The organism is Paraburkholderia hospita, assembly GCF_002902965.1.
Classification (GTDB): domain Bacteria; phylum Pseudomonadota; class Gammaproteobacteria; order Burkholderiales; family Burkholderiaceae; genus Paraburkholderia; species Paraburkholderia hospita.
The window spans coordinates 45,806-68,532 of record NZ_CP026106.1; the positions used below are offsets into that span (position 1 = coordinate 45,806).

General features: G+C 64.3%; 28 protein-coding genes. 19 read left to right on the plus strand and 9 right to left on the minus strand.

The annotated features are described in order from the left end of the window. The first annotated feature begins 3 nt into the window (after window positions 1–3). Both C2L64_RS18520 and C2L64_RS18525 read left to right on the plus strand, forming a co-directional pair. Window positions 4–1,134: a 3-deoxy-7-phosphoheptulonate synthase gene (locus C2L64_RS18520; protein ID WP_007582971.1), complete on the plus strand. Its 1,131-nt coding sequence runs from the start codon at window positions 4–6 to the stop codon at window positions 1,132–1,134. 73 nt (window positions 1,135–1,207) lie between these two features. Continuing rightward, complete coding sequence (locus C2L64_RS18525) at window positions 1,208–1,531, plus strand: thioredoxin family protein (RefSeq protein ID WP_007582972.1); 324 nt, start codon at window positions 1,208–1,210, stop codon at window positions 1,529–1,531. A gap of 332 nt (window positions 1,532–1,863) precedes the next feature. On the opposite strand, the gene C2L64_RS18530 is transcribed toward C2L64_RS18525, so the two are convergent. Together C2L64_RS18530 and C2L64_RS18535 are read right to left on the minus strand one after the other, a co-directional pair. Further along, window positions 1,864–2,145, minus strand: coding sequence for a hypothetical protein (locus tag C2L64_RS18530; protein ID WP_007582973.1), 282 nt, complete (start codon window positions 2,143–2,145; stop codon window positions 1,864–1,866). A 53-nt stretch (window positions 2,146–2,198) separates the two neighbouring features. Further along, entirely contained in the window at window positions 2,199–3,179 is a 981-nt protein-coding gene (locus C2L64_RS18535; RefSeq protein WP_007582974.1) for a glutathione S-transferase family protein, read from the minus strand. A 161-nt stretch (window positions 3,180–3,340) separates the two neighbouring features. Between C2L64_RS18535 and C2L64_RS18540 the strand changes: the two genes are divergently transcribed. From C2L64_RS18540 to C2L64_RS18560, 5 genes are all read left to right on the plus strand, one after another. After that, complete coding sequence (locus C2L64_RS18540; protein ID WP_007582975.1) at window positions 3,341–4,255, plus strand: LysR family transcriptional regulator; 915 nt, start codon at window positions 3,341–3,343, stop codon at window positions 4,253–4,255. A 220-nt stretch (window positions 4,256–4,475) separates the two neighbouring features. Continuing rightward, window positions 4,476–5,096 (plus strand): cytochrome b, encoded by a 621-nt coding sequence (locus tag C2L64_RS18545; RefSeq protein ID WP_007582976.1) that lies wholly within the window; start codon window positions 4,476–4,478, stop codon window positions 5,094–5,096. Further along, entirely contained in the window at window positions 5,096–6,634 is a 1,539-nt protein-coding gene (locus C2L64_RS18550) for a glycosyltransferase family 2 protein (RefSeq protein ID WP_007582978.1), read from the plus strand. The genes C2L64_RS18545 and C2L64_RS18550 overlap by 1 nt, the downstream gene beginning before the upstream one ends. Before the next feature lie 284 nt (window positions 6,635–6,918). Next, window positions 6,919–8,043, plus strand: coding sequence for an aromatic ring-hydroxylating oxygenase subunit alpha (locus C2L64_RS18555; RefSeq protein ID WP_007582980.1), 1,125 nt, complete (start codon window positions 6,919–6,921; stop codon window positions 8,041–8,043). A gap of 193 nt (window positions 8,044–8,236) precedes the next feature. After that, on the plus strand, window positions 8,237–8,701 hold the full coding sequence (locus C2L64_RS18560; RefSeq protein WP_007582982.1) for an SRPBCC family protein: 465 nt from the start codon (window positions 8,237–8,239) through the stop codon (window positions 8,699–8,701). A 162-nt stretch (window positions 8,702–8,863) separates the two neighbouring features. Here C2L64_RS18560 and C2L64_RS18565 read toward each other — a convergent pair whose 3' ends face one another. Further along, the gene (locus C2L64_RS18565; protein WP_007582984.1) at window positions 8,864–9,976 is read right to left on the minus strand and encodes a porin; all 1,113 of its coding nucleotides are present in this window, start codon (window positions 9,974–9,976) and stop codon (window positions 8,864–8,866) included. Between the two features lie 687 nt (window positions 9,977–10,663). Continuing rightward, on the minus strand, window positions 10,664–10,849 hold the full coding sequence (locus C2L64_RS18570) for a glycine zipper 2TM domain-containing protein (protein WP_007582986.1): 186 nt from the start codon (window positions 10,847–10,849) through the stop codon (window positions 10,664–10,666). Window positions 10,850–11,077: 228 nt separating this feature from the next. On the opposite strand from C2L64_RS18570, the gene C2L64_RS18575 reads away from it, so the two are divergent. From C2L64_RS18575 to C2L64_RS18590, 4 genes are all read left to right on the plus strand, one after another. Then, entirely contained in the window at window positions 11,078–11,434 is a 357-nt protein-coding gene (locus C2L64_RS18575; protein ID WP_007582988.1) for a YciI family protein, read from the plus strand. A 140-nt stretch (window positions 11,435–11,574) separates the two neighbouring features. Further along, window positions 11,575–11,988, plus strand: coding sequence for a YciI family protein (locus C2L64_RS18580; protein ID WP_007582989.1), 414 nt, complete (start codon window positions 11,575–11,577; stop codon window positions 11,986–11,988). 41 nt (window positions 11,989–12,029) lie between these two features. Further along, the gene (locus tag C2L64_RS18585) at window positions 12,030–12,449 is read left to right on the plus strand and encodes a VOC family protein (protein ID WP_007582990.1); all 420 of its coding nucleotides are present in this window, start codon (window positions 12,030–12,032) and stop codon (window positions 12,447–12,449) included. A gap of 8 nt (window positions 12,450–12,457) precedes the next feature. Further along, window positions 12,458–13,750, plus strand: coding sequence for an RNA polymerase sigma factor (locus tag C2L64_RS18590; protein WP_007582991.1), 1,293 nt, complete (start codon window positions 12,458–12,460; stop codon window positions 13,748–13,750). 16 nt (window positions 13,751–13,766) lie between these two features. Here the strand turns inward: C2L64_RS18590 and C2L64_RS18595 are convergent, their stop codons facing one another. Continuing rightward, window positions 13,767–13,943, minus strand: coding sequence for a DUF1427 family protein (locus C2L64_RS18595; RefSeq protein ID WP_007582992.1), 177 nt, complete (start codon window positions 13,941–13,943; stop codon window positions 13,767–13,769). A gap of 31 nt (window positions 13,944–13,974) precedes the next feature. Further along, a complete protein-coding gene (locus C2L64_RS18600; RefSeq protein ID WP_007582993.1) occupies window positions 13,975–14,931 on the minus strand; it encodes a quinone oxidoreductase family protein in 957 nt (318 codons plus the stop codon). 180 nt (window positions 14,932–15,111) lie between these two features. Between C2L64_RS18600 and C2L64_RS18605 the strand changes: the two genes are divergently transcribed. Next, window positions 15,112–15,843, plus strand: a complete 732-nt coding sequence (locus tag C2L64_RS18605; RefSeq protein ID WP_007582994.1) for a DUF429 domain-containing protein — start codon at window positions 15,112–15,114, stop codon at window positions 15,841–15,843. A gap of 45 nt (window positions 15,844–15,888) precedes the next feature. Here C2L64_RS18605 and C2L64_RS18610 read toward each other — a convergent pair whose 3' ends face one another. The 3 genes from C2L64_RS18610 to C2L64_RS18620 all read right to left on the minus strand — a co-directional run bounded on the left by C2L64_RS18610 (window position 15,889) and on the right by C2L64_RS18620 (window position 17,544). Continuing rightward, on the minus strand, window positions 15,889–16,182 hold the full coding sequence (locus tag C2L64_RS18610) for a DUF1330 domain-containing protein (RefSeq protein ID WP_007582995.1): 294 nt from the start codon (window positions 16,180–16,182) through the stop codon (window positions 15,889–15,891). Between the two features lie 138 nt (window positions 16,183–16,320). Further along, a complete protein-coding gene (locus C2L64_RS18615; RefSeq protein WP_007582996.1) occupies window positions 16,321–17,124 on the minus strand; it encodes an AraC family transcriptional regulator in 804 nt (267 codons plus the stop codon). A gap of 3 nt (window positions 17,125–17,127) precedes the next feature. Beyond that, window positions 17,128–17,544: a low affinity iron permease family protein gene (locus tag C2L64_RS18620; RefSeq protein ID WP_407671846.1), complete on the minus strand. Its 417-nt coding sequence runs from the start codon at window positions 17,542–17,544 to the stop codon at window positions 17,128–17,130. A gap of 225 nt (window positions 17,545–17,769) precedes the next feature. On the opposite strand from C2L64_RS18620, the gene C2L64_RS18625 reads away from it, so the two are divergent. The 7 genes from C2L64_RS18625 to C2L64_RS18650 all read left to right on the plus strand — a co-directional run bounded on the left by C2L64_RS18625 (window position 17,770) and on the right by C2L64_RS18650 (window position 22,697). Beyond that, the gene (locus C2L64_RS18625; RefSeq protein ID WP_007582999.1) at window positions 17,770–18,072 is read left to right on the plus strand and encodes a YXWGXW repeat-containing protein; all 303 of its coding nucleotides are present in this window, start codon (window positions 17,770–17,772) and stop codon (window positions 18,070–18,072) included. A 23-nt stretch (window positions 18,073–18,095) separates the two neighbouring features. Next, window positions 18,096–18,200 (plus strand): lipoprotein, encoded by a 105-nt coding sequence (locus C2L64_RS56290; RefSeq protein WP_407671796.1) that lies wholly within the window; start codon window positions 18,096–18,098, stop codon window positions 18,198–18,200. A 176-nt stretch (window positions 18,201–18,376) separates the two neighbouring features. Next, window positions 18,377–18,943 carry an RNA polymerase sigma factor gene (locus tag C2L64_RS18630; protein ID WP_039900691.1) on the plus strand — a complete coding sequence of 189 codons (567 nt, stop codon included), beginning with the start codon at window positions 18,377–18,379 and terminating at the stop codon, window positions 18,941–18,943. After that, entirely contained in the window at window positions 18,940–19,410 is a 471-nt protein-coding gene (locus C2L64_RS18635; RefSeq protein ID WP_007583003.1) for a hypothetical protein, read from the plus strand. Before C2L64_RS18630 ends, C2L64_RS18635 begins: the two co-directional genes overlap by 4 nt. Further along, window positions 19,407–19,916, plus strand: a complete 510-nt coding sequence (locus tag C2L64_RS18640; RefSeq protein ID WP_007583004.1) for a periplasmic heavy metal sensor — start codon at window positions 19,407–19,409, stop codon at window positions 19,914–19,916. Before C2L64_RS18635 ends, C2L64_RS18640 begins: the two co-directional genes overlap by 4 nt. Window positions 19,917–20,010: 94 nt before the next feature. Next, window positions 20,011–21,534 carry a DUF1800 domain-containing protein gene (locus tag C2L64_RS18645; protein WP_007583006.1) on the plus strand — a complete coding sequence of 508 codons (1,524 nt, stop codon included), beginning with the start codon at window positions 20,011–20,013 and terminating at the stop codon, window positions 21,532–21,534. A gap of 2 nt (window positions 21,535–21,536) precedes the next feature. Continuing rightward, entirely contained in the window at window positions 21,537–22,697 is a 1,161-nt protein-coding gene (locus C2L64_RS18650) for a DUF1501 domain-containing protein (RefSeq protein ID WP_007583008.1), read from the plus strand. Window positions 22,698–22,727: the final 30 nt, after the last annotated feature.

Sequence of the window (22,727 nt, forward strand, 5' to 3'; positions counted from 1 at the left end):
AAAGTGAGCCGCATCGACAACCCCACACGCGACCAGGAAGCCGGCATCGCCGATTCCACCCAGGACATCACGCGCATCGACGACACGCGTATCGGCGCGGTGCGCCCGCTGATCTCGCCGGCGCTGCTGCTCGACGAACTGCCGTGTCCGCCCGGCGTGCAGACGCTGGTTGAACAGAGCCGCGTCGAAATCGCCGATATCCTGCATGATCGTGACGACCGGCTGGTCGTCGTCGTCGGTCCGTGCTCGATTCACGACCACGATCAGGCGATGGAATACGCGCACAAGCTGAAAGTTGCCGCCGACTCGCTCCGCGATGATCTGATGATCGTTATGCGTGTGTACTTCGAGAAGCCGCGTACGACGGTTGGCTGGAAGGGCTATATCAACGATCCGCGTCTGGACGGTAGCTTCCGGATCAACGAAGGGCTGCGGCGCGCGCGCGAGCTGCTGCTCGAGATCAGCGGGCTTGGTCTGCCGACGGGCACTGAGTTTCTTGATCTGCTGAGCCCGCAGTACATTGCTGATCTGATCGCCTGGGGCGCAATCGGCGCGCGTACGACTGAAAGTCAGAGCCATCGGCAACTGGCGTCGGGGTTGTCGTGTCCGATCGGGTTCAAGAACGGCACCGATGGCGGTGTGCAGATTGCCGCTGATGCGATTGTTGCTGCGGCCGCGAGCCATGCGTTCATGGGCATGACCAAGATGGGCATGGCCGCGATCTTCGAGACGCGTGGCAACGACGACGCGCATGTGATCTTGCGTGGCGGCAAGAAGGGGCCGAATTATGATGCTGCGGGTGTCGAGGAGGCCTGTGCCGCGCTGCGCAAGCTAGGGTTGCGGGAACAGGTGATGGTCGATTGCTCGCATGCTAATTCCAACAAGTCGCATGAGCGGCAGATCGAAGTCGCTCAGGATCTGGCGAATCAGTTGACTGACGGGGATAAGCGGATCGTTGGGGTGATGATCGAGAGCCATCTCGAAGCAGGGCGGCAGGATCTCAAGCCGGGTGTGCCGCTTGCTCGTGGGGTGTCGATTACTGATGCTTGTATCGGGTGGGCTCAGACTGAGCCTGTGCTGCATACGCTTGCGCAAGCTGTTCGCGCGCGGCGGCAGGCTGTTGCTGGGAAGTGACGGTAGGGCGTCGGCAAGTTTCTTTCTTTCACTACGCGGGTGAGGCGCTGCGTTGTCCGGCGCTTGGAGGCTTATGACTAACGCGAATCAATACTCGAAGGTTGCGCCGAGCCGCGCGGATGTTGATGCGATGGCCGGTGTGACTGTCGTCGAATTTGGCACCGACTGGTGCGGGTATTGTCAGGGCGCGCAGCCTGTGATCGGGAAGGCCCTTGGCCAGCATCCGGGGACTCGGCATCTCAAGATCGAGGATGGGCCGGGAAGGCCGCTCGGGCGTTCGTTCAAGGTTAAGCTGTGGCCGACGCTGGTCTTTGTGCGTGATGGCGTTGAAGTGGCGCGGGTGGTGCGGCCTACCGATGCCGCTCAGATCGAGGAAGCTTTTGCCAGCGTGGCGTGATTAGCAGTGTTTCTGCTTTTGCGCTGGCATCCGCGTGTTGCCTTCGTGCTTCAAGCGTCGCCCCTGTGCGGGGCGGCACCTACTTTTCTTTGCCGCCGCAAAGAAAAGTAGGCAAAAGAAAGCGGCTGACACCGCCAACTCTTCTTCTTGCCTGCGGGCCCCCGACGGCCGCGTACTTCACCCGGCAACGCACTTATTCGTGTTCGTTGCCAACGCTTCGAAAAGATGCCTCCCCCGCTTCAACTACCCGCACACAAGCTAACGTCGCCGGACGTTTGAGGCCGCATAGCGGCAAACTGTGTGTAGGTTGTCGGGATTTCTTTGCCACCGTCTTAGCCTTTCGGGTCGCCGAACAGGCTGTTCAGATCCTTCGTGTCTTCCGACAGGTTGTATTCCTTCTGTACCGCCTTGAGCGCTTCGTCCACGGTGCGGTCGAAGCCAATTGCATTGCCGAAATTTTTCATCGTCCAGTTGCAGCCGCTTGCGTCCGGTTCCTGCATCTGCGGACGCGGCACGCGGATCTTCACGCCGTCTTCGACCACCTCCGGCGCGCGCTCGATGCGCCGCCTCACCTCGTCCTGTAGCTGGGATGCGGTGCGTGTCTTGCGTAGCATGAGCGTCTCCTCCACTGTTGGCTAAAGTCGCTGGACAGTCTAGCGCAACGGCTTCACACGAAGCGCTTGCGATCGTGTGGCGCGCTGAAATCCTGCAACGGGCCGAGCGGTACGATGCCCGTCGGGTTTACCGACCGGTGGCTCTCGTAGTAATGCCGCTTGATATGCTCGAAGTTCACCGTGCCGGCCACGCCCAGGTGCTGGTAGATGTCCCGTGTATAAGCCGACAGATTCGGATAGTCCGCGATGCGCCGGAAGTTGCACTTGAAGTGGCCGAAGTACACGGCGTCGAAACGGATCAGCGTCGTGAAGAGCCGGATGTCCGCTTCCGTTAGCCGGTTGCCCGTCAGGAATCGCTGTGTCGACAGTTTCTGTTCGAGCCAGTCGAGTGTCTCGAACAGCGGCACGACGGCCTCTTCGTACGCCGACTGCGTGGTCGCGAAGCCTGACTTGTAGACGCCGTTATTCACCGTGTCGTAGACGCGCGCGTTGATCGCGTCGATCTCGGCGCGCAACGGCGGCGGGTAGAAGTCGCCCGGCTCAGCGCCGAGTTCGTCGAACGCCGAGTTCAGCATGCGGATGATTTCCGGCGACTCGTTGTTGACGATCGTCCGTTGATGCTTGTCCCACAAGATCGGCACGGTCACGCGGCCTGTGTAGTGCTTGTCCGCCGCGACGTAGACGTCCCGCAGATACTTCGCGTGATTCAGCGTGTCGGGGACGACGCCTGGGCCGTCGGCGAAGGTCCAGCCGTCGCCGAGCATCAGCCAGTGCACGACGGACACGCTGATCATGTCTTCCAGGCCCTTCAGCGCGCGCACGATCAGCGTGCGATGCGCCCACGGACACGCAAGGCTCACATACAGGTGATAACGTCCCGCTTCTGCTTCGAAGCCGTCGTTGCCGCTCGGGCCGGCTTCGCCGTCGGGTGTGACCCAGTTGCGGAAGATGGCGTCCGTACGCACGAAGCGGCCTCCCGTCGATGCCGTGTCGTACCATTTGTCCTGCCATTGACCGTCGACTAACAATCCCATTTCGCTGCTCCTTCTATCCCGCGTTCCCAGCCCGCGCGATATGCGCTTCGCCGCTGCGATGCCAGCCGCGCGGCAAGACATCGGCAGAAGACCTTATGATGGACCGCCGTTCGGGTTTTGCCGTACGATTTTCCCGTTGATCTCATTCGACAGGTTCGCACATGTTGACGGATGAAGAGCTTGCGCTGCTCGAAGCGATTCGTGAAAGCGGCAGCTTGTCGCGCGCTGCGGCGCGGCTCGGCAAGGCTCCGTCGACGGTGTCGCACGCGGCGCGCCAGCTCGAAACGCGCTTCGACGCGCTGCTGTTCGACCGCCGCCGCTACCGGCTGCAACTAACGCCCGCCGGCCAGCTGCTCGCCGAAGAGGCCGCGCGCCTGATGCTGGACGTGTCGCGCATGACGCAACGCGTGCGGCAGATCGCCAGCGGCTGGGAAGACAGGCTGTGGATCGTCACCGACGAACTCATGGAGTTCGAGACCTTCATGCCCGTCGTCCATGCGTTCGATGCGCTGCAATCGGGCGTCAAGCTGCGTCTGACGACGGAAGTGCTCAGCGGCACGTGGGAAGCGCTGCGCGACGGCCGCGCCGACGTGATCGTCGGCGCGACCAATGAGCCGCCCGCCATTCCGGGCTTGCGCTGGTTCGAGCTGGGCGTGGTCGACTGGGTGTTCGCCGTGTCGCCGCGGCATGCGCTCGCGAGCATCAAGGAGCCGCTCAGACGCGAGCAGATCGCGAAGCAGCGCGGCGTCGTCGTCGCGGATTCGTCGCGCGCGAGCGGCCGCGCGTATGGCCTGCTCGGCGGGCAGACTTCGCTCGCGGTGCCCAGCATGCGTGCGAAAATCCTTGCGCAGCGCGATGGGCTCGGCGTCGGCTGGTTGCCGCGCCAACGCGTCGCGTCGCTGCTCAAGCGCGGCGAACTCGTCGAGAAGGAAACCGCCGATCCGCGCGAACCGAATGTGCTGTACGTCGCGTGGCGCGGCGATCAGGAAGGCAGGGCGCTGAAATGGTGGCTCGACCAGCTGCGCGAACCGCGCTTTGCGAAACGTCTGGTGCAGGGAATCGATCAGTTCGCGTGAAGGGCGCCTTGCTTGGCCGGCCAGTCCGATGAACTGTCGGCGGGCGCGCGAAACAAACGGAAATACGACGGAAACCCGCGACTCGTACGTTGAAGGAATAAAGCGACCGGATGGGGCGTTCTGTTGATATGACGATTGCAGTGCGCCGCTTGCACGATGAAGACCCGCCGGCTTGCACATCGCTTTCGCCGTCCCTACCGACTTCCAACCAGAACGGCTCATGAACACTTCGACAACTTCCCGCACGGCCTCGCGCGACGGCATCGAGACGCTTTCCACGCCAGCGCACGCGTCCCGCTACACACGCACCGCGATGATCCTGCATTGGCTGATTGCCGTGCTCATCATCGTGAACGTGGTGCTCGGGCTTTCCGCCGATGCGCTGCCGGATGACTGGGTGCGCCCCGTCATCGACGTGCACAAGTCGATCGGCATCACGGTGCTCGGCCTCGCGCTGCTGCGCCTGCTGTGGCGTGTGTCGCACCGGCCGCCGCCGTTGCCGCGCGAGTTTCCGTCGTGGGAGCGGATGGCCGCGCACGTCGCGCACTTCCTGCTGTATTTCGTGATGATCGCGCTGCCGCTGTCGGGCTGGATGCACGACTCCGCGTGGAAGGCGGCGGCAACGCATCCGATGCATCTGTTCGGCGTGATCCCGTTTCCGCGCATCGGCTTCATCATGAATCTCGACCCCGCCGTGAAAGAGCCGCTGCACGACAGATTCGGCGCGCTGCACACGTACCTCGGCTATGCGCTGTATGCGTTGCTTGCGATGCATATCGGCGGCGCGCTCAAGCATGAGCTGTTCGACCGTCATTCCGTCATCAAACGGATGGTGCCGTGATGGATATCGATGTGATCGAAGACGCGACGCTGACGAACCACAGCCTGTCCGACGAGCCCACGGTTGTAGCGGGCGAGCGTCCAAGGCCGTCGCTACGCGAAGCGCTCGCCGCCGCGTCGCCGCGCATCAACCCGCGCAAGGGCACCTGGCAGAGCGCCGTGATTCACGGCAGCGTGACCGCCTTGTGGCTGCTGCTGTTCGCGCGCGCGTTCTTTCTGCATGGCGCGCTCGCGTGGTCGACGGGGATCGCTTACGTGCTGTACGACACGCTGCTGCTCGTGTTCGTCACCGTCAAGACCTGGCCGCTGATCCGCCGCTCGTTGCCTGCGCACCGGTCGAAAGATGGCGGGAAACTGCCCTCCATGGGTGTCATCGTCGCCGCGCACAACGAGGCAGGCGTGCTGCCCGTGACGCTCGCCGCGCTGCTGCGGCAGATGCACGGCCCGGCGCAGATCGTGATCGCCGACGACGGCTCGACGGACGGCACGCGCGAACTGCTGACCAGCCGCTTCGGTCTGACGGAGCCCGCGTTGGGCGTATTGAGCGCGGCTAGCAGCCGCTTCCCGAATCTGCACTGGCTGCGCGTGCCGCATGGCGGCAAGGCGCTGGCGCTGAACGCCGCGATCGACGTGATGACGACGGACACCGTGATGACCGTCGACGCCGACACGTTGCTCGCCGACGACGCCACGCTCGCCATGCGTGCATCCTTCGCGCAGTCGCCGAAGCTGGTCGCGGCGACGGGCATTCTCGTGCCCGTCTGCAACCGGACGGCGAGCGGGCGCGTGTTCCAGTGGTTCCAGACTTACGAATACATGCGCAACTTCATCGCGCGCTTCGCATGGATGCGGGCCGACAGCCTGTTGCTGGTATCGGGCGCCTTTGCGTCGTTCCGGCGCGACGCGCTCGTCGCCGTCGGCGGCTTCGATGCGCAATGCCTCGTCGAAGATTACGAACTGATTCACCGGCTGCGGCGTTATTCCGTCGATCACGACCTCGGCTGGGACGTGCGCGTAGTCGGCGACGCGCACGCGCAGACGGAAGCGCCCGCGACGCTCGGTGCGTTCCTGCGCCAGCGCCGCCGCTGGTTCGCGGGCTTCCTGCAAACGCAGTACTGGAACCGCGACATGACGGGCAATGCGCGTTACGGCACGCTCGGCCGGCTGATGTTGCCCGTGAAGGCCTTCGACACGATGCAGCCCGTCTACGGCCTGACCGCGTTCGCGTTGCTGCTCGGCTTCGTGGTCGGCGGACATGGGTTGATCGTCGTCTCGATCTTCAGCGTGATCGGGCTGAAGACGGCGATCGACCTCGCGTTCTATCTGTGGAGCATCCATCTGTACCGCCGCTGGACGGGGCTGACGAGCGGCACGAGCCTGCCGATGGCTGTCGTCGCCGCGATCGCCGAGCCGTTCACGTTCCAGTTGCTGCGGCATACGGGCGCGGTGCTCGGCTGGCTGCAATTTCTACGCGGTGGCAAGACGTGGGGCAAGCAGCATCGGTCGGGTCTCGTGGGCGCGACGCAGACTACGCGTTGAGCGTCGTTGCCGTGCATATCGGCGACGTATGAGCTTGTTGCGGGTTTCTTGAGCGTTGCGGCTGCAACAAAATGGAAGGGCGGTGCTTCGGCACCGCCTTTTGTTTTTGGCGCAGCGGCGGGCGTCGACGCTCGTCCGGTAATGCCTACCGGCGCGCCTACCTGCGGCGAGTCCTCATGATTCCCGGGCGCGACTTCTAGTAGACTGATCGGACATCGGTTTCTAACTATCAAACTCGCTCGGTCCCGGCGACCGGCCGACCGTTGTGCCAGGAGGCCTTATTCATGCACGTAGTCGCTCCGTTGGACAGCAATCCCGTCGATAACCCTCCCAAAGCCGCTGTGCGCGATCTGCGCCGCGTCGATATTCATCCCGATCACTGGTATCCGCTCGCATGGTCGCGCGAAGTGAAGCGCGGTAAAACGCATGCCGTGCGCTTCGCCGGTGAGCCGATCGTGCTCGCGCGCAGTGAATCGGGCAAGGTGTTCGCGCTGGAGGATCGCTGCGCGCACCGGCAGGTGCCGCTGAGCGGCGGTGTGGTCGACGGCGAGGCTATCCGCTGCGGTTATCACGGCTGGACCTACGACTGCTCGGGCAAATGCATCGATGTGCCGTATCTCGGCCGTGAGCGTCTGCCGAATGGCGTGCGCGCGTATCCGTGCCGCGAAGCCGAAGGGCTGATCTTCGTGTTTCCGGGCGACGCCGCGCTTGCCGAGACGATGCCGCTGCCTCCGCTCGGCTCCGTGGCCGACAAGGCGTACAAGACGCGGCGCTTCGGCCGCGAAGTGGCGTGCCACTACTCGTTCATGCACGAAAACCTGATGGACATGAACCATCAGTTCCTGCATCGCAAGCAGATGGGCAAGATGCGCGCGCGTTCGCTCGGCCGGCGGCGCGGCGACGACTGGGTTGAAGTGGACTACACGTTCGCGCGCGAAGCGGGTCAGCAGCCGATCGGCGAAGCGCTCGTGTTCGGGCAGAGCCGCAAGACCACAAGGGCCGACGACAAGGACGTGATGACGATCCGCACGCAGTATCCGTTTCAGACGCTGCGGATTCGCACGTCCGACGGGACGATCGTGATGGACCTGTGGATCTGCTACGTGCCGCTCGACCGCGAACAGCGCACCAATCGCACGTTCGGCCTGCTGTCCATCAAGCGGCCCAAAATCGGCGCGCTGCTCGACGTCGCGTGGCCGCTGCTGGTGTGGTTCACCGAGCGCATCTTCAAGGAAGACCGCTGGATCGTCGAACTCGAGCAGGCAGCGCACGACGCGCAAGGCGCCGACTGGAATCACGAAGTCTTCCCGGTGATCAACGACCTGCGCGATCTGCTGCGCGAATGCGGCGCGCCCGCGGCGCGGCGGGTGATTCCGATCGAGCCTTCTGCCGAGTCCGTTGCCGTCTGACTTCGCGGCGCTTCGTTTCAAAGGGCCATTGATCGGACGTTAGGCGTTCGAACGTTCGGCCCCTCTCATTCGCCGCGACTTTCTGTCCGTGCTGCGCGCACCGCAGGCGTGCGATGTTTCGACAATGCGTTATGCTTGATTTGTCCGCCCGGCTTCGGGCGGACGCGGTGCATTGTTCGAAGGAGGCTGTCTCATGTCCGAGGATGGCGACGCAACTCCGCCGATCGCGGATCTGCAAATCGTATCGACGCGCGTGTTCGATTTTCCGCGCAATCTCGTGTTCAGGGCCTGGACGGAGCCGGTCCATCTCGCGCACTGGTGGGGGCCAAAGGGCTTCACGAATTCCTTCCACGAATTCGATCTGCGTCCGGGCGGCAACTGGCGCTTCGCGATGCACGGGCCGGATGGCGTCGACTACAAGAATCACAGCGTATTCGTCGAGATCGTCGCGCCCGAACGTATCGTGTTCGATCATGTGTCGGGGCCGCACTATCGCGTCACGGCTACCTTCGATGCGCTGAGCGACGAACAGACGCGCATCACGTTTCGCATGGTCTTCGAGACGCCTGCAGTGTGCGCGCAGGCGAAGACGTTTGCCGTCAAGGCCAACGAAGAGAACTTCGACCGTCTGCAGAAAGAGTTGAAACGGATGGTTTGAGCGGGCGTCACGGTTCTCGTGGCGCTATCCCGTCAGTTCAGTCAATTCAATAGGCAACGGCCTCACGTTCCGAAGAACGTGAGGCCGTTGTGGTCGCCTCGCGGGCCCGAGCGCTTACGGCGGGTCGATCGTACGCATCAACCCGCCGCGCTTCGTGTTTGATTAGAAGCGGTGACGCAGACCAACGGATGCGACGCCCTGGCGGTGCGTCGACGAAACGCCCGTCGCGCTGCCGTTGTCGATCACTGCGTTGATCGTCGAGCCAGCCGGCGCGCTCGTTTCCTGATACGTGCCTTGCACGTACACGTCCGTGCGCTTCGACAGCGAGTAGTCGCCCTTCAGGCCGACCTGGTTCGCGTGGAAGTGCGCATCTTCAGCCGCGCCGTTCGAGTACGTGTAGGCAATGCCCAGACCCAGTGCGGGCGTCAGGTTGTACGTGGCGTTGGCTTCGTAGTTGTTGGTATGAACGGAACCCGTGCCGCCCGTCACGTTGTCGAGGCGAGCTTGCGTCCATACGATGCCGAACAGTGCCGGGCCGAACGCGTAGGTTGCGCCCGCGCCGAACTGGCGCTGGCGGAACGACACGCCCGTCAGACCGATATTGTTCAGATCGAGGTTGTTGTAGGCGCCGCCGGACGTGGCATTCGGGTTGTTCTGCTGCGCGTAGCCCGCGCCGACACGCAGGCCTGCGTTTTCGTAGCCCGCACCGACGCTGTACGCGCGGTTGTTGGCGAACTGCGAGCTGTTCGAGAACGAGTAGGTGCCGCCGAACGAGAAGCCCGAGTAGTTGGCGCTCGCGAACTTGATCGAGTTGCTGGCTGCGTCCTGGCTGTTCTTGTCGAGGTGATCGAGGTTGCCGTAATGGGCGAAGTTCGCGCCGCCCCAGCTGCCCGTTGCGGACAGCGGCGACACGAAGTGCTGCATCGCGTCGTACTGACGGCCCAGCGTGACCGTGCCAAACTGGCTCGACAGGCCGACGAACGACTGACGCGAGAACATCTTGCCTTGCGACGCCTGTGCGCCGTTGTTCGTGTCGAAGCCTTCTTCCAACGTGAAGATGGTCTTCAGGCCGCCGCCGAGGTCTTCGACGCCGCGCAGGCCGAAGCGGTTTTCATCGGTCGAGCCGCTGCCGACTGCCCACTGGTGGCCGCCATTGACGTTGCTCGTGTAGGTGATCGACGTGTCCAGCGTGCCGTACAGCGTGACGCTGCTTTGTGCGTGTGCGATCGAGGCGAACGAGGCAGCCACTGCCGTCGCGATCAGAATCTTCTTCATCTGTGCTTCCTTCAGTTCATGGGGCAATACGAGGCTTGAATACAAACGGACAAGCTATGCATGCCACGTCCTGTACGAAGCAAGACCACTTAACTTGCCCGGTTTGGGGAAGCGCAAGTATAGAAAGGGACCCTAACTATCGATTGATATCTAAAATGGAAATGGTCTATTTCCGGAGCAGAAAGGAAAGGCGAAGGGGATTGATTTGATTTGTCTTTTAACCGAACTGGTTTCCGATCTTTTTATTGGTATAAATTTTATTGTTGTGATACGACAACGAAGTTTGGTGGTGATTTATTTGAGATAAGTCATATCTAAAAATAAAAGCGATGTATTCGGTGCGAGCAGCGGTATCGGCTCGGTGTAACGCGGCAAAAGCCTGATGAAATAAAGGGATAGCGCGTCAGAGGCGATTTCGTCAGAGTGTGTCATAAATCAAAAATGCCAGTGAACTTTTTTGAGTGATTGCGATCGCCGCTGTAATAGAACTAGTCCGAATTTACCAACTATGGATTGAATATTATTCAGGCGTTAGACGTGTCACGCAGACAATATTGATCCCAATGAAAGACAAATATTTGCAATTGAGCTATTCAGGAAGGCAGTGACATTCTTTGACAAAAAATAAAACGGCGATTCAGGTCAATCGCCGCCTTTTCAAACCTTTTAAACAATTTCCACTTGACGTCACTTGCCCAGCTCGTGACCGATGATCCCGCCCGCGACGGCTCCACCCACCGTGCCCACGGTGCTATGCGTCGTCTCATGGCCGACATAGCCACCCGCTGCCGCGCCGCCGACGGTGCATCCGCTCACGAACGGCACCAGGACCGCTGCTGCGATTGCGACGCGGACGATATAGCACTTCAACATGTCATGCTCCTGCCTGATTGAAGATGTATTTTCTTCAGCAAGCGTTGTGCCATTTCCCTCAGTGGAATGCCCATTCGCGCAGCAGACCTTTCCGCCCGCGTTGCCACTTTGCTAGACTGCCTTCGCCAGCAGAATCAACCTTTGCTGCCATTGCCGCCGCGCCACCCGTCTCACGAAGTACGGCAGCCCTCGAACGCAGCGGCCCGACAACCGGAACACGGAGTCACCATGTCTTACATGCTGCTCATCGTCGAACCCACCGAGCAACGCGAGGAACGCGGCGAATTCGCTGGCCGCGCCGTCTACGACCGCATGCTCAAATACCGCGCCGGGTTGCAGTCGCGCGGCCAGCTGATCGCAGCCGAATCGCTGTCGCCTGTCAAAAAGGGTGTGCGCCTCGAAAAGCGCGACGGACAGACCCGCCTGATCGACGGGCCGTTTGCCGAAGCGAAGGAAATGGTCGGTGGCTTCTTTCTGTTGAACGTCGACACCTACGAAGAAGCGCTCGCGCTGGCCAAAGAATGCCCCGCCGCCGAGTGGTGCACGATCGAAATCCGCAAGGTCGCGCCGTGCTACGAGTACTGACGGCACACGCCGGCTGAACCGTCCGGCGCGGCCGCAAGGGTTTTCCCTAGCGATGCGGGTTGTCGATCTGACTGCGCGCCGCTCGTCGTGGAAGTAAGAAGCCGCCACGGGGCGTCCTTCATCCACGAGGAGAGACGGCGATGCGATTCATGATCATGGTGAAGGCCACGGCCGACAGCGAAGCCGGCAAGATGCCGGACGAAGCACTGATGGCGTCGATGGCGACGTATCACGAAGCGTTGCAGAAGGCGGGCGTGCTGCTCGACGCATCCGGCCTGCAGCCCAGCGCGAAAGGCTGGCGCGTGCGCTATGCGGGCGGCAAGCGCACCGTCACGGAAGGACCGTTTGCGGAAACGAAAGAGCTGATCGCGGGCTACACCGTGATTCAGGTGCGATCGCGCGACGAAGCGATGGAATGGGCGCGGCGCTTTCCTGCGCCGTTCGGCGAACAGGCCGACGGCGAAATCGAAGTGCGTCAGATGTTCGACCTCGACGACTTCGAGCCGAGCCAGTCGACGGAACGCTTTCGCAAGATCGAAGGCGCGAACCACTGACCTTGCATCTCCTTGCATCCGCCAGCTTCCGAGGAACGATCATGCACAAGCAAATCTATGTGAACCTCGCCGTGAACAGCGTGGAGAAATCGAAGGCGTTCTTCTCGCAACTCGGCTTCACGTTCGAACCGAAATTCACCAATGAGCAGGCGGCCTGCATGGTGATCGGCGAAAACATCTACGCGATGCTGCTCGCGAAGGACTTTTTCCAGACCTTCACGAACAGGACGCTGTGCAATCCGAAGGAGAGCACGGAAGCGCTGATCTGCCTGTCGTGCGACAGCCGCGCGCAAGTCGACGATCTGGCCGATAAGGCGCTCGCCGCAGGCGGCGCGTTGTCGCGCCCGGCGCAGGACCACGGCTTCATGTACGAGCGCAGCATCGAGGATATCGACGGGCATATCTGGGAACTCGTGTACATGGACCCGAACGCCGCGATGCCAGCGGCCGACGCGTCTTGAGGCCGGCCGTGACGACGGCTGCGACCCATCGTGCCATCGAGGCAGTCTGGCGGATCGAATCCGCGAAGGTCATCGCCCACGTCGCGCGGATCGTGCGCGATGTCGGCGTGGCGGAAGAACTCGCGCAGGACGCGCTGGTGGCTGCGCTCGAAACCTGGCCCGACGCGGGCGTGCCGGACAATCCTGGAGCATGGCTGATGGCGACGGCGAAGAACCGCGCGCTCGACCGCTGGCGCCAGGATGCGCTGCACGCGCGCAAGCACGAGGAACTCGGCGCCGACATGGACGCGCGCGAGGCGCATATCGTGCCCGATTTCGTCGATGCACTCGACGCCGCGCGCGCCGATGACATCGGCGACGATCTGCTGCGGCTGGTGTTCACCGCCTGTCATCCCGTGCTGTCGAAGGACGCGCGTGTTGCGCTGACGTTGCGCCTGCTCGGCGGCCTGACGACGGATGAAATCGCGCGCGCGTTTCTCGTGCCCGAGCCGACCATCGCGCAGCGTATCGTGCGCGCCAAGAAGACGCTGTCGGCGGCGAAGGTGCCGTTCGAAGTGCCGCAGGCGAACGATCGCGCGGTGCGGCTCGCGTCGGTGCTCGAAGTGATTTATCTGATCTTCAACGAAGGCTATTCGGCGACGGCGGGCGACGACTGGATGCGCCCAACGCTGTGCGAGGAAGCGCTGCGCCTGGGCCGCGTGCTCGCGGGCCTGATGCCCGACGAAAGCGAAGTGCACGGCCTGGTCGCGCTGATGGAGATTCAAGCGTCGCGCATGCACGCGCGCGTTGACGCGCAGGGAAGGCCCGTGCTGTTGCTCGATCAGGATCGCAGCCGTTGGGACCCGCTGCTGATCCGTCGCGGACTGAGCGCGCTTGCGCGCTCGGAAGCGCTCGGCGGGATGAGCGGTCCGTACACGCTGCAGGCCGCACTTGCCGCGTGTCATGCGCGCGCCCGCACGGCGGCGGAAACGGATTGGGTGCAGATCGTCGCGCTCTACGATGCGCTCGCCGAGGTCGCGCCGTCGCCGGTGGTCGATCTGAACCGGGCGGTTGCCGTCGGCATGGCGTATGGCCCGATGGCCGCGCTCGAACTCGTCGACGCGCTCGCCGACGAGCCTTCGCTGAAAAACTATCACTGGCTGCCGAGCGTGCGCGGCGATCTGCTCGCCAAGCTCGCTCGCAACGACGAAGCGCGCGCAGAATTCGAGCGCGCCGCATCGATGACGCGCAATGCGCGCGAACGCGAACTGCTGCTCGAGCGCGCGCGTGAAATGGGCGGCGCGCCCGGTCGCATGCAGTAGGCGTCCGCGGTTTGCTTTAGCTCGTCACGTGAGTGAGCAGCGAGCGCACGAACGGAATCGCATGCTCGCCCGCGACCATGCCGAGCAGGCCGAGCAGCGCGACGATGGGCGGCGCGGGCGATTTCACATCGACGATGTTGTACAGCAGTCCGACGACGACACCCGCCGCCAGCGACACGATATACGGCTTCATACCAGTCTCCGGTTGTAGCGATCGGGTGTTGTCACATCGTGATGACGACGCGCCCGCGCGTGCCGCCTGCAACTGCCGCGTAAGCGTCGCGTGCCTGTTCGAGCGGAAAGGTCTGCGCGATCGACGGCGCCTGCAACGCGCCGCTGTCGAACACGCTGGCCAGTTCCGTCATCAGGCGTGCGGAATCCGCGACGCCGAGCTTGGCGCTGTCCGCGCCGAACAGCTGCGTCTCGTTGTGATAGAAGTCGATCAGGTCGAACTCGACGCGCCGCTTGCCCGTCGCGCTGATTTCGACGACCCGGCCGCGCCACTTCGCGAGCTTCAGCGCCGTTTCGAACGCGACGCCGCCAACGGCGTCATACACGACATCGGCGCCGCCGAGTTCTTTCACGCGTTCCGCGGCTTGCTCGTCGAACGGTACATAGTGGTCGAGCAGACGGCCTGCGGGCGAGTCCGCGTCAGGCTCATGCCGATCGACGGCGATCACCTTGCAGCCGCGCGACTTCGCGATCTGCACGACCGCGCCGCCGACACCACCGCTCGCGCCGATCACGGCCACTGTTTCGCCCGCGACGAGCTGTGCATAATCGACGACGCCGAGCCACGCGACCACGAAGTTCACGCCGATCGCCGACGCCTGTTCGTGCGTGAGCGTGCGCGGCTTGCGCGACAACGCGCCGACGGGGATCTTGATGAACTGCGCGTGCGTGCCGTCGCGCGTGAAGCCGATGTCGCCGCCTGTGCCCCATACTTCCGCGCCGATCCATTCGGCGGGGCCTTCCGTCACGACGCCGCTGAAGTCGCGGCCGGGGATGCGCGGCAGCGTTGTGTGGCCGAAATGGCCTGAGAGGTTTTTCACGTCGCTCGGATTCACCGAGGCTGCTTTTACCTGCACGATCGCGCTGTCGGCGTTGGCGGTGGGTGTCGGCAGGTCGACGAGGTCAAGGACTTCGGGACCGCCAAAAGAGTTGAACTGGATCGCTTTCATTGCCGCTCCTGCGGAAACTGTCGGATTCGATGGGGTTTCGCTTGCTGCTTCACGATTAGTGAATCAGCGTATGAAGGCAGTCTAAGTGACCGGCGCGACGCTGTTCAGACAAGTGCTTTCGAATATCGGACAGCGGGCGGCGCTGGTTCGGAACGATCAATCGGTTCGGGGATACGCGTGATGCGTGAGAAGACAAAAGACCTGGTGGGTGTGGACGGCTGCAAGGGCGGCTGGTACGCCGTCAGGCAGCACGCCCGGACGGGCGCGATCGAGACGCGAATCTGCGCTTCGTTTGCCGGGTTGCTTGCGTGGGCGCCGGCGCCCGCCATCGTGGCCGTCGATATGCCGATCGGCCTGGCATCAACGGGCTATCGCGCGTGCGATGCCGAAGCGAGGCAGCGTCTGAAGTGGCCGCGCAGTGCGTCGGTGTTTCAGACGCCTGTGCGTCAGACGCTCGGCATCAGGGAGTATCGAACGGCGTGCGATCTGAACCGGGAAGCAACGGGCAAGGGAATCTCGCAACAGGCCTTCAACATTCTCGGCAAGATCGCCGAAGTCGATACGTCGTTGCGTGCCAGCAAGAGCGATGCTTCGCGTGTGTTCGAGGTGCATCCGGAGCTTGCCTTCATGCAGCTTCAGATCGAGCAAGGCGGCGAAGCGGCCGGCCTCAAAGAGGGCAAAACGTCAGAAGTCGGGCATGCGAAAAGAAAAGCCTTGCTCGACCCTATCTTCGGCGCCACGTTGCAGACCGCGCTTGACGAACGTGTTGCCCGGCACGCGCAGAAAGACGACGTGCTCGATGCCTTTGCGGTGCTATGGAGCGCGCGCCGTATCGAGGCGGACAGCGCCGTCATGTTGCCCGATGATGAGCCGCGCGACGGCGCGCTTCTGCCGATGGTGATCCGCTACTGAGCGAACGTTGCGGCCCGCGCTGTTCCGCAACGCGCGCCTAAAGAATCACTCCGCGCCGCGCACGATGCGCAGATCGCGCTCGACGGCATTCCCCAGCGCGGCCAGCGCCTTCTTGTACGCCTCGCTGTCGTAGGCCGCGACGGCCTGCTCGTAGGTCGGGAATTCGATCACGACGGTGCGGTCCTTCAGGCCCTGTTCACGCACTTCCTCGGCGAGACCGCGCACGAGAAACTTGCCGCCCGCGGCCGTGACGGCCGGCAACGCCAGTTGTGCATATGCGGCCAGCGCCGCCGGATCGTTCGTCTTGCGGTAGAGAGTGACCCAGTATCCCTTGCTCATTTCACGTTTCCTCACGTTTAAGGTTTGGCCATGGCGACGCCAGCCGATCCATCAATACGTCCGTCCGCGCCGCCAACGCCCACGATTCTCGCTCAAGCGCAGCGAGCGCGCTTGCGCGTATCGCGACGCCCGACAGCCTCAGGACTTTAACGCAGCCGACGCGGCCAGCGTCGCGTGAGGATCGAAGTCGGTCGGCGGCGCGCCGAGTTCGCGGCGGAACATGTCGCTGAAACTGCTCGGCAGATAGCCGAGTTCGCGCGCGATGGTGCTGACCGCGCGTCCTTCGGCGAGCCCCGATACGGCGACGGCCAGCTGCACCTGCCTGCGCCACTCCGCGAAGCCGATACCCAGCGCCCGCGTGAAGAGCCGCGCGAGCGTGCGTACGCTCGCGCCCACCGACGCCGCATGCTGCTCGAAGCTGATCGCATTCGACGGATTGTCGATCACCGCGCGGCACAGCGCGTCGAGCCGCCGGTCCGACGCGTCGGGCAGCGGAATGCGCAGCGACGAGCGCGGCGCCTGTTCGAGTTCGAGCATGGCGAGCCGGTACGCCGTGCTCAGATAGTCTTCGTCGCGCGTCTGCGCCTCTTCATGTTCGGCAATCGACGCAATCAGTTCGCGCAGCAGGCCGTTGATCTCGAACACGTCGCTGCGTGCGCTCAGATGGCCGATGCTGCGCTCATGGAAATACAGATTGCGCATCTCGACGTCGCTCATCATGTGGATCGAGTGCTCGGTGCCGGCGGGCAGCCACACGGCGCGCTGCGGCGGGACGACGAGCGCCTCGTGCCCGGCTTCGACCCACATCACACCCGACACGGCATACAGCACCTGCGCCCACGTGTGCGAATGCGGGTCGATGCGCAGCCCGCGCGGATAGTGCCGCGCGAGTGAATGGCCTTTGTCAGCGTCATGCAGGGCGGGTGGAGTCGCTTGTGTCATCGCTCAGTGCGCGTCCTGGCGAGGCTTGCGGTCCTTGTCGTCATCGCTTTCGCTCTGGTCGATGAACGGCGAGTCGGTGTCGGTGCCGCCCGAGCGCAGCGCGCTGCGTGCTTTTTCGGCGAGCTGCTCGTAGCGCTGGCGAAAGCGCCCGAGATCCTTTTCGTTCAGTTCCTCGAGATCGAGCAGCGCGTTGTGTGCGCCGTCGAGCGCGCGGATCAGTTCGTCCAGCTTGATCTGCATCGCGGCCGTGTCGCGGTTTTGCGTGTTCTGGATCAAAAAGACCATCAGAAAGGTGACGATCGTCGTCGATGTATTGATCACCAGTTGCCAGGTGTCGCTGAAATGGAACATCGGCCCGCTGATGCCCCATACGACGACGAGCACCACGGCAATCACGAACGTCGCCGGCTTGCCGGCCATCGTCGAAAGACCCGTCGAGAACTTCGAGAACCAGTTGTTGTTTGTCACTGGGCGCTCCTGTCGTGTGAAGTCCAGCCTTGACGATACCCATTCCCCCGCGCGTGCGCCACCGCACCCGCTGGGCCTCGCGGCCGCGAAAAATCCTGCGACGGATTTTCGCCGCTTGCGCGTTTAACCCCAAAACCTGCCGATTTCAAACCGGCAACCGTTCCAAGGGATAACGCAATGAACATGCAAAAACCGGTCCGCATGCTTGCAGCAGGCGTGGCCGCGTTGAGCGCCTCAGCGGCGTTCGCGCAGGCGGTGATCGTTGCGCCGATGGCGCCGCCCGCCGCGCGCGTCGAAGTCGTGCCGCCGCCGCGCGCGGGCTACGCGTGGGACTCCGGCCACTGGCGCTGGGCGGGCGGCCGCTACGTCTGGGTGGCGGGGCACTGGCAGACCATGCGTCCGGGCTATCGCTGGGTGCCTGGACATTGGATCGCGCATGGCCCGAACTGGCGCTGGGTGCCCGCGCACTGGGTGCGCTGAGCGTGGCGACGGGAGACTGAAAGATGAAGAGGCTGTTGTTACTGGTATTGCTTACCGCGACGCTCGCGGGTTGCGCGGTGGTGTCGGCGCGCCCTTACGTCTACCGGCCGGCCGTCGTCGTATATTGAACAGCCTCGAATAGAGGTTGACGGAGCGCATCGCGGAGTTCGCGGCGTTCCTGTGAAGTCACTCGATCAGAACAACAGGGAGCGACAGCAGTGACGACAGCACACCTCGTCGCGACAGACGCCGCGCGTGACACGCGGCATGCGTGGAATATGCGGCATACCCGGAGCCGCGCGCGTTGAGCGAACGCGATCCGGACGCGGAACTGGTGGCGGGCGTCGGCAGGCAGGAGCCGGCCGCCGTCCGCACGCTCGTCGCGCGCAAGTTGCCGCGTCTGCTGGCGCTCGCCACGCGGATGCTGGGAGACCGTATGGAAGCGGAAGACGTCGCGCAGGAAGCGTTCATGCGCATCTGGAAGCAGGCGCCGCGCTGGCGCGAGGGCGAGGCGCGTTTCGATACGTGGCTGCATCGCGTCGCGCTGAATCTCTGCTACGACCGTTTGCGCGCGCATCGCGAGGAACCCACCGACGCGCTGCCCGACGCCGTCGATCCCGCCGCCACGCCCGATGCGCAACTCGAAGCGCAATCGCGCGAGGCACGCGTGCGCGCAGCGCTCGCCGCGTTGCCGGCGCGCCAGCGCGAGGCGCTCGTGCTCAACTACTACCAGGAACTGTCGAACATCGAGGCGGCCGGGCTGATGGGCATTACCGTCGACGCGCTCGAAAGCCTGCTGGCCCGCGCGCGCCGCAATCTGCGCGCGCTACTGGCGGGCGACGATCTTGCCGGAACGAGGACCAGCCGATGACTCCAGAGAGATTTCGCGCAATCGTCGATGCGTATGGCGCCGATGCGCGCCATTGGCCCGAAGCGGAGCGCGCGGCCGCGAGCGCGTGGGCCGCGCAGCATCGCAGCGAGGCGGACGCGCTGCTTGCGCAGGCCGCGCAACTCGACGTATGGCTCGCGAGCGATGCCGCCGCGACCGATGTGGCGCCGGATGCCGCGCTCATCGAGCGCGTGATTGCTTCGGCGCCCGATAACCGAAAACTGCGACAACCGCGCCGGCTGTCGTTGGCCTGGGCGGGCGGCGGCTCGCGGCGGGCGGGCTGGTGGTGGTCGGGCGCGGCGGTCGCGGGCGTTGGTTTGATCGGCGGATTGGCGGGCGCATTCGCGGTGTCGTTTTTTCTCGTGACGGGCAACCCGTCCCCGGGACCGGAGTCTTCCTATCTGACAACTGGATTTGGCGGCACGGCCGCAGACTGGAGTGACGAATGAGCGGACGCGCCTGGAAATTTCTGTTGGTCGGCTCGCTGGTGCTCAACGTGTTTCTGATTGGCGGCGTCGCGGGCGGCGCGTATCAGTGGTTCGTCGCGCATGGCGGCGCGACGGCCGCCACTCAAGCACAGCCACGCGCGCTGCGTTTCGCGGCGGAAGGGCTGTCGGCGGAGCGCCAGCAGCAGTTCGTCGATGCATTGAAGGACGCGCGCCGCGAAGCGCGCGAGTACGCGCGTGACGGGCGCGAGGACCGGCGCGAGGTGCTGCGGCTGCTAGCCGCGCCGCAACTGGACCGCGCGGCGCTCGACGTGGCGCTGAACCGCACGCGCGAAGCCGATATCGCGCTGCGCTCGCGGGTCGAGCAAAGCGTCGCCGATTTCGCCGAGACCTTGTCGCCCGATGAGCGCGTGAAGTTCGCGGAAGGCTTGCGCGAACGTGGGCAATGGCGGCTCGCGCAGGCGCAGCAGCGCTTGCAGAAACCGGGCAATCAGCCCGCGAGCGACTGATTGGCCGCGACTGAAAAAAGCAGCGACGGAAAAGCGCCACTCGCTCCGTTTAATGCACATCGAACCACGCACGACAGGCGAGACAGGAGCGAGCATGGCCAATTCACCTGCAATCATGGCGCCGCCGTTGAGCACAGCCGCGATCGCGCTGAACCGCTTCGGCCTCGGCGCGCGCGCCGACGAAGCGCCACCGGCGAATCCGAAGAACTGGCTGCTCGCACAGATCGACGCCTATCAGCCGATGCCCGCGGCATGGGCTGCGCAACCGACATCGCTGGCAATCGCTGCGGATCTGGCCGATGAACGCCAGCAGGCGATGGCGAACCCGGCAACGAACGCCACGGCGAGTGGCGCAAATGCAGCCAGCGCGCCGAATCTCGCCAGCAACCCGGATGACGCGCGCAAAGCCGCCCGTCAGGCCGCGAACAAGGCGCAGCGCATGGAAACGCGCGACACCTATCGCGCAGCCGTGAACGCGCGCGTCGCGAGCGCTCTGACGACGCCCGCGCCGTTCATCGAGCGGCTCGTGCATTTCTGGTCGAATCACTTCGCGGTTTCCATCGACAAAGGCCGCGTCGCGCCGTTCGCCGGCGCGTTCGAAGCGGAGGCGATCCGCCCGCACGTGCTCGGTCGCTTCGAAGACATGCTGGTGGCCGTCGAACGTCATCCCGCGATGCAGCTTTTTCTCGACCAGACGCGCTCTGTCGGACCCGACAGCGTCGCCGCGTTGCGTGCCGCGCAGCGCAATCCGAACCGCAAGCCCGGACTCAACGAAAACCTCGCGCGCGAGATCATGGAACTGCATACGCTAGGCGTGCGCAGTGGCTACACGCAGGACGACGTCACCGAGTTCGCGCGCGCCATGACGGGCTGGAGCATTGCGGCCGCGCAAGGTCCGCAGGCGAACAACGCAAGCAACGCAAAAAATGTGAACACCGCGCCGCCGGGTGCGTTCATGTTCCGTCCGCAATTGCACGAGCCGGGGACGCGGACCATCATGGGCCGCCGCTACGACCAGCCGGGCGAAGGGCAGACGCTCGCGGTGCTGCACGATCTGTCGAGCGCGCCCGCCACCGCGACGCATATTGCGACCAAGCTCGCGCGCCACTTCGTTGCGGACAATCCGTCGCCCGATGTGGTCGACCAATTGGCGACAGCCTTCATGCGCAGTCGCGGCGATCTGCCCACGGTTTATCGCGCGCTGATCGACAGTGACGCCGCGTGGTCGCCCATAGCCGTCAAGTTCAAGTCGCCTTGGGAATGGACGGTTTCGTCGATGCGCGGCCTCGGCATGCACAACCTGAACGACCGCGAGCGCGTCGTGCAGATGGCGCCCGTGCTTACGCAACTTGGTCAGCAGGTGTGGCGTCCCGGTTCGCCGGCCGGCTATGACGATATCGCTGCGAGCTGGGCCGCGCCCGATGCGCTAGTGCGGCGTGTCGAGATCGCGCAGCGTTTCGCGGCGCGCGTCGGTGACCGGCTCGATGCGCGCTCGCTCGGGCAGACGCTGACGGCAGGTTCGCTGAGCGAGCCGACGCAGCTCGCCGTGTCGCGCGCGGAGAGCGCATCGACGGCGCTCGCGCTGCTGCTCGTCTCGCCCGATTTCCAACGGAGATGACCATGCTCACTCGCCGCAGTTTCGTGCGCATCGCAGCCGCTGGCGCGGGCGCGATGCTCGTCGCGCCGCAGATCGTGTTCGCGCGCGCCGCGACCGACCGCCGCTTCGTGTTCGTGATCCAGCGCGGCGCCGCCGATGGGCTGAACATCGTCGTGCCGTACGCGGACCCTGCCTATGCGTCGCTGCGCGGCGCGCTGGCCGTCGATACGTCGGCTTCGATGAAGCTGGACGGCACGTTCGCGCTGCATCCGTCGCTTGCGCAGATCGGGCAGATGTACGGCCGGCGCGAGGCGCTGTTCGTGCATGCCGTCGCGTCGCCGTATCGGGACCGCTCGCATTTCGACGGACAGAACGTGCTGGAGACGGGCGGATCGTCCGCGTATCAGGTGAAGGACGGCTGGCTCAATCGGCTCGTCGGCATGATGCCCGGTGCAGCGTCGACGACGCACGAGAACGCGATCGCGTTCGCGCCGACCGTGCCGATGGCGTTGCGCGGTGCGGCGAACGTCGCGTCGTATGCGCCTTCCGGGCTGCCGCAGGCACCCGACGATCTGCTCACGCGCGTCTCGCAGCTCTACGAACAGGACGCGCAGTTGCGTCCGCTGTGGGAATCGGCGATGGCGGCGCGCGGTCTCGCGGGCGATGCGGGGGCGCGCCAGGACCCGGCGAGTCTCGGCAAGCTGGCGGCCGGGTTTTTGTCGCGCGAAGACGGGCCGCGTATCGCGATGATCGAAACGGGCGGCTGGGACACGCACAGCGCGCAAATGCCGCGCCTCGCCGCACAGCTCAAAGCGCTCGACACGATGCTCGCTGCATTGCGCGACGGACTCGGACCGGCGTGGAGCAAGACGACGGTGCTGGTTGCCACCGAGTTCGGCCGCACGGCTGCTGCGAACGGGACGGGCGGCACGGACCACGGCACGGCATCCGTCGCGATGGTGATCGGCGGCGCGGTGGCGGGCGGGCGCGTCGTCGCCGACTGGCCCGGCTTGCGGCAAAGCGATCTGTACCAGGCGCGCGACCTGAAGCCGACGGCCTCGCTCGACGCGCTGATCACGGGCGTCGCGAGCGAAAGCCTCGGGCTCGATCCGCACCGGACTTCGCGCACGCTGTTCGCGCAAGCGGGCAGCGCGCAGCCGATGACGGGTCTGATCCGTGTTTAGGCCGCGCGAGCCGATTTGACAATCAAGCCG

Excerpts from the sequence above, each read along its gene's own strand:
- C2L64_RS18525 (WP_007582972.1), top strand. The coding sequence starts at position 1,208 with ATGACTAACGCGAATCAATACTCGAAGGTTGCGCCGAGCCGCGCGGAT.
- C2L64_RS18530 (WP_007582973.1), bottom strand. The coding sequence starts at position 2,145 with ATGCTACGCAAGACACGCACCGCATCCCAGCTACAGGACGAGGTGAGG.
- C2L64_RS18535 (WP_007582974.1), bottom strand. The coding sequence starts at position 3,179 with ATGGGATTGTTAGTCGACGGTCAATGGCAGGACAAATGGTACGACACG.
- C2L64_RS18540 (WP_007582975.1), top strand. The coding sequence starts at position 3,341 with ATGTTGACGGATGAAGAGCTTGCGCTGCTCGAAGCGATTCGTGAAAGC.
- C2L64_RS18545 (WP_007582976.1), top strand. The coding sequence starts at position 4,476 with ATGAACACTTCGACAACTTCCCGCACGGCCTCGCGCGACGGCATCGAG.
- C2L64_RS18550 (WP_007582978.1), top strand. The coding sequence starts at position 5,096 with ATGGATATCGATGTGATCGAAGACGCGACGCTGACGAACCACAGCCTG.
- C2L64_RS18555 (WP_007582980.1), top strand. The coding sequence starts at position 6,919 with ATGCACGTAGTCGCTCCGTTGGACAGCAATCCCGTCGATAACCCTCCC.
- C2L64_RS18560 (WP_007582982.1), top strand. The coding sequence starts at position 8,237 with ATGTCCGAGGATGGCGACGCAACTCCGCCGATCGCGGATCTGCAAATC.
- C2L64_RS18565 (WP_007582984.1), bottom strand. The coding sequence starts at position 9,976 with ATGAAGAAGATTCTGATCGCGACGGCAGTGGCTGCCTCGTTCGCCTCG.
- C2L64_RS18570 (WP_007582986.1), bottom strand. The coding sequence starts at position 10,849 with ATGTTGAAGTGCTATATCGTCCGCGTCGCAATCGCAGCAGCGGTCCTG.
- C2L64_RS18575 (WP_007582988.1), top strand. The coding sequence starts at position 11,078 with ATGTCTTACATGCTGCTCATCGTCGAACCCACCGAGCAACGCGAGGAA.
- C2L64_RS18580 (WP_007582989.1), top strand. The coding sequence starts at position 11,575 with ATGCGATTCATGATCATGGTGAAGGCCACGGCCGACAGCGAAGCCGGC.
- C2L64_RS18585 (WP_007582990.1), top strand. The coding sequence starts at position 12,030 with ATGCACAAGCAAATCTATGTGAACCTCGCCGTGAACAGCGTGGAGAAA.
- C2L64_RS18595 (WP_007582992.1), bottom strand. The coding sequence starts at position 13,943 with ATGAAGCCGTATATCGTGTCGCTGGCGGCGGGTGTCGTCGTCGGACTG.
- C2L64_RS18600 (WP_007582993.1), bottom strand. The coding sequence starts at position 14,931 with ATGAAAGCGATCCAGTTCAACTCTTTTGGCGGTCCCGAAGTCCTTGAC.
- C2L64_RS18605 (WP_007582994.1), top strand. The coding sequence starts at position 15,112 with ATGCGTGAGAAGACAAAAGACCTGGTGGGTGTGGACGGCTGCAAGGGC.
- C2L64_RS18610 (WP_007582995.1), bottom strand. The coding sequence starts at position 16,182 with ATGAGCAAGGGATACTGGGTCACTCTCTACCGCAAGACGAACGATCCG.
- C2L64_RS18615 (WP_007582996.1), bottom strand. The coding sequence starts at position 17,124 with ATGACACAAGCGACTCCACCCGCCCTGCATGACGCTGACAAAGGCCAT.
- C2L64_RS18620 (WP_407671846.1), bottom strand. The coding sequence starts at position 17,544 with ATGGCCGGCAAGCCGGCGACGTTCGTGATTGCCGTGGTGCTCGTCGTC.
- C2L64_RS18625 (WP_007582999.1), top strand. The coding sequence starts at position 17,770 with ATGAACATGCAAAAACCGGTCCGCATGCTTGCAGCAGGCGTGGCCGCG.
- C2L64_RS56290 (WP_407671796.1), top strand. The coding sequence starts at position 18,096 with ATGAAGAGGCTGTTGTTACTGGTATTGCTTACCGCGACGCTCGCGGGT.
- C2L64_RS18635 (WP_007583003.1), top strand. The coding sequence starts at position 18,940 with ATGACTCCAGAGAGATTTCGCGCAATCGTCGATGCGTATGGCGCCGAT.
- C2L64_RS18640 (WP_007583004.1), top strand. The coding sequence starts at position 19,407 with ATGAGCGGACGCGCCTGGAAATTTCTGTTGGTCGGCTCGCTGGTGCTC.
- C2L64_RS18645 (WP_007583006.1), top strand. The coding sequence starts at position 20,011 with ATGGCCAATTCACCTGCAATCATGGCGCCGCCGTTGAGCACAGCCGCG.
- C2L64_RS18650 (WP_007583008.1), top strand. The coding sequence starts at position 21,537 with ATGCTCACTCGCCGCAGTTTCGTGCGCATCGCAGCCGCTGGCGCGGGC.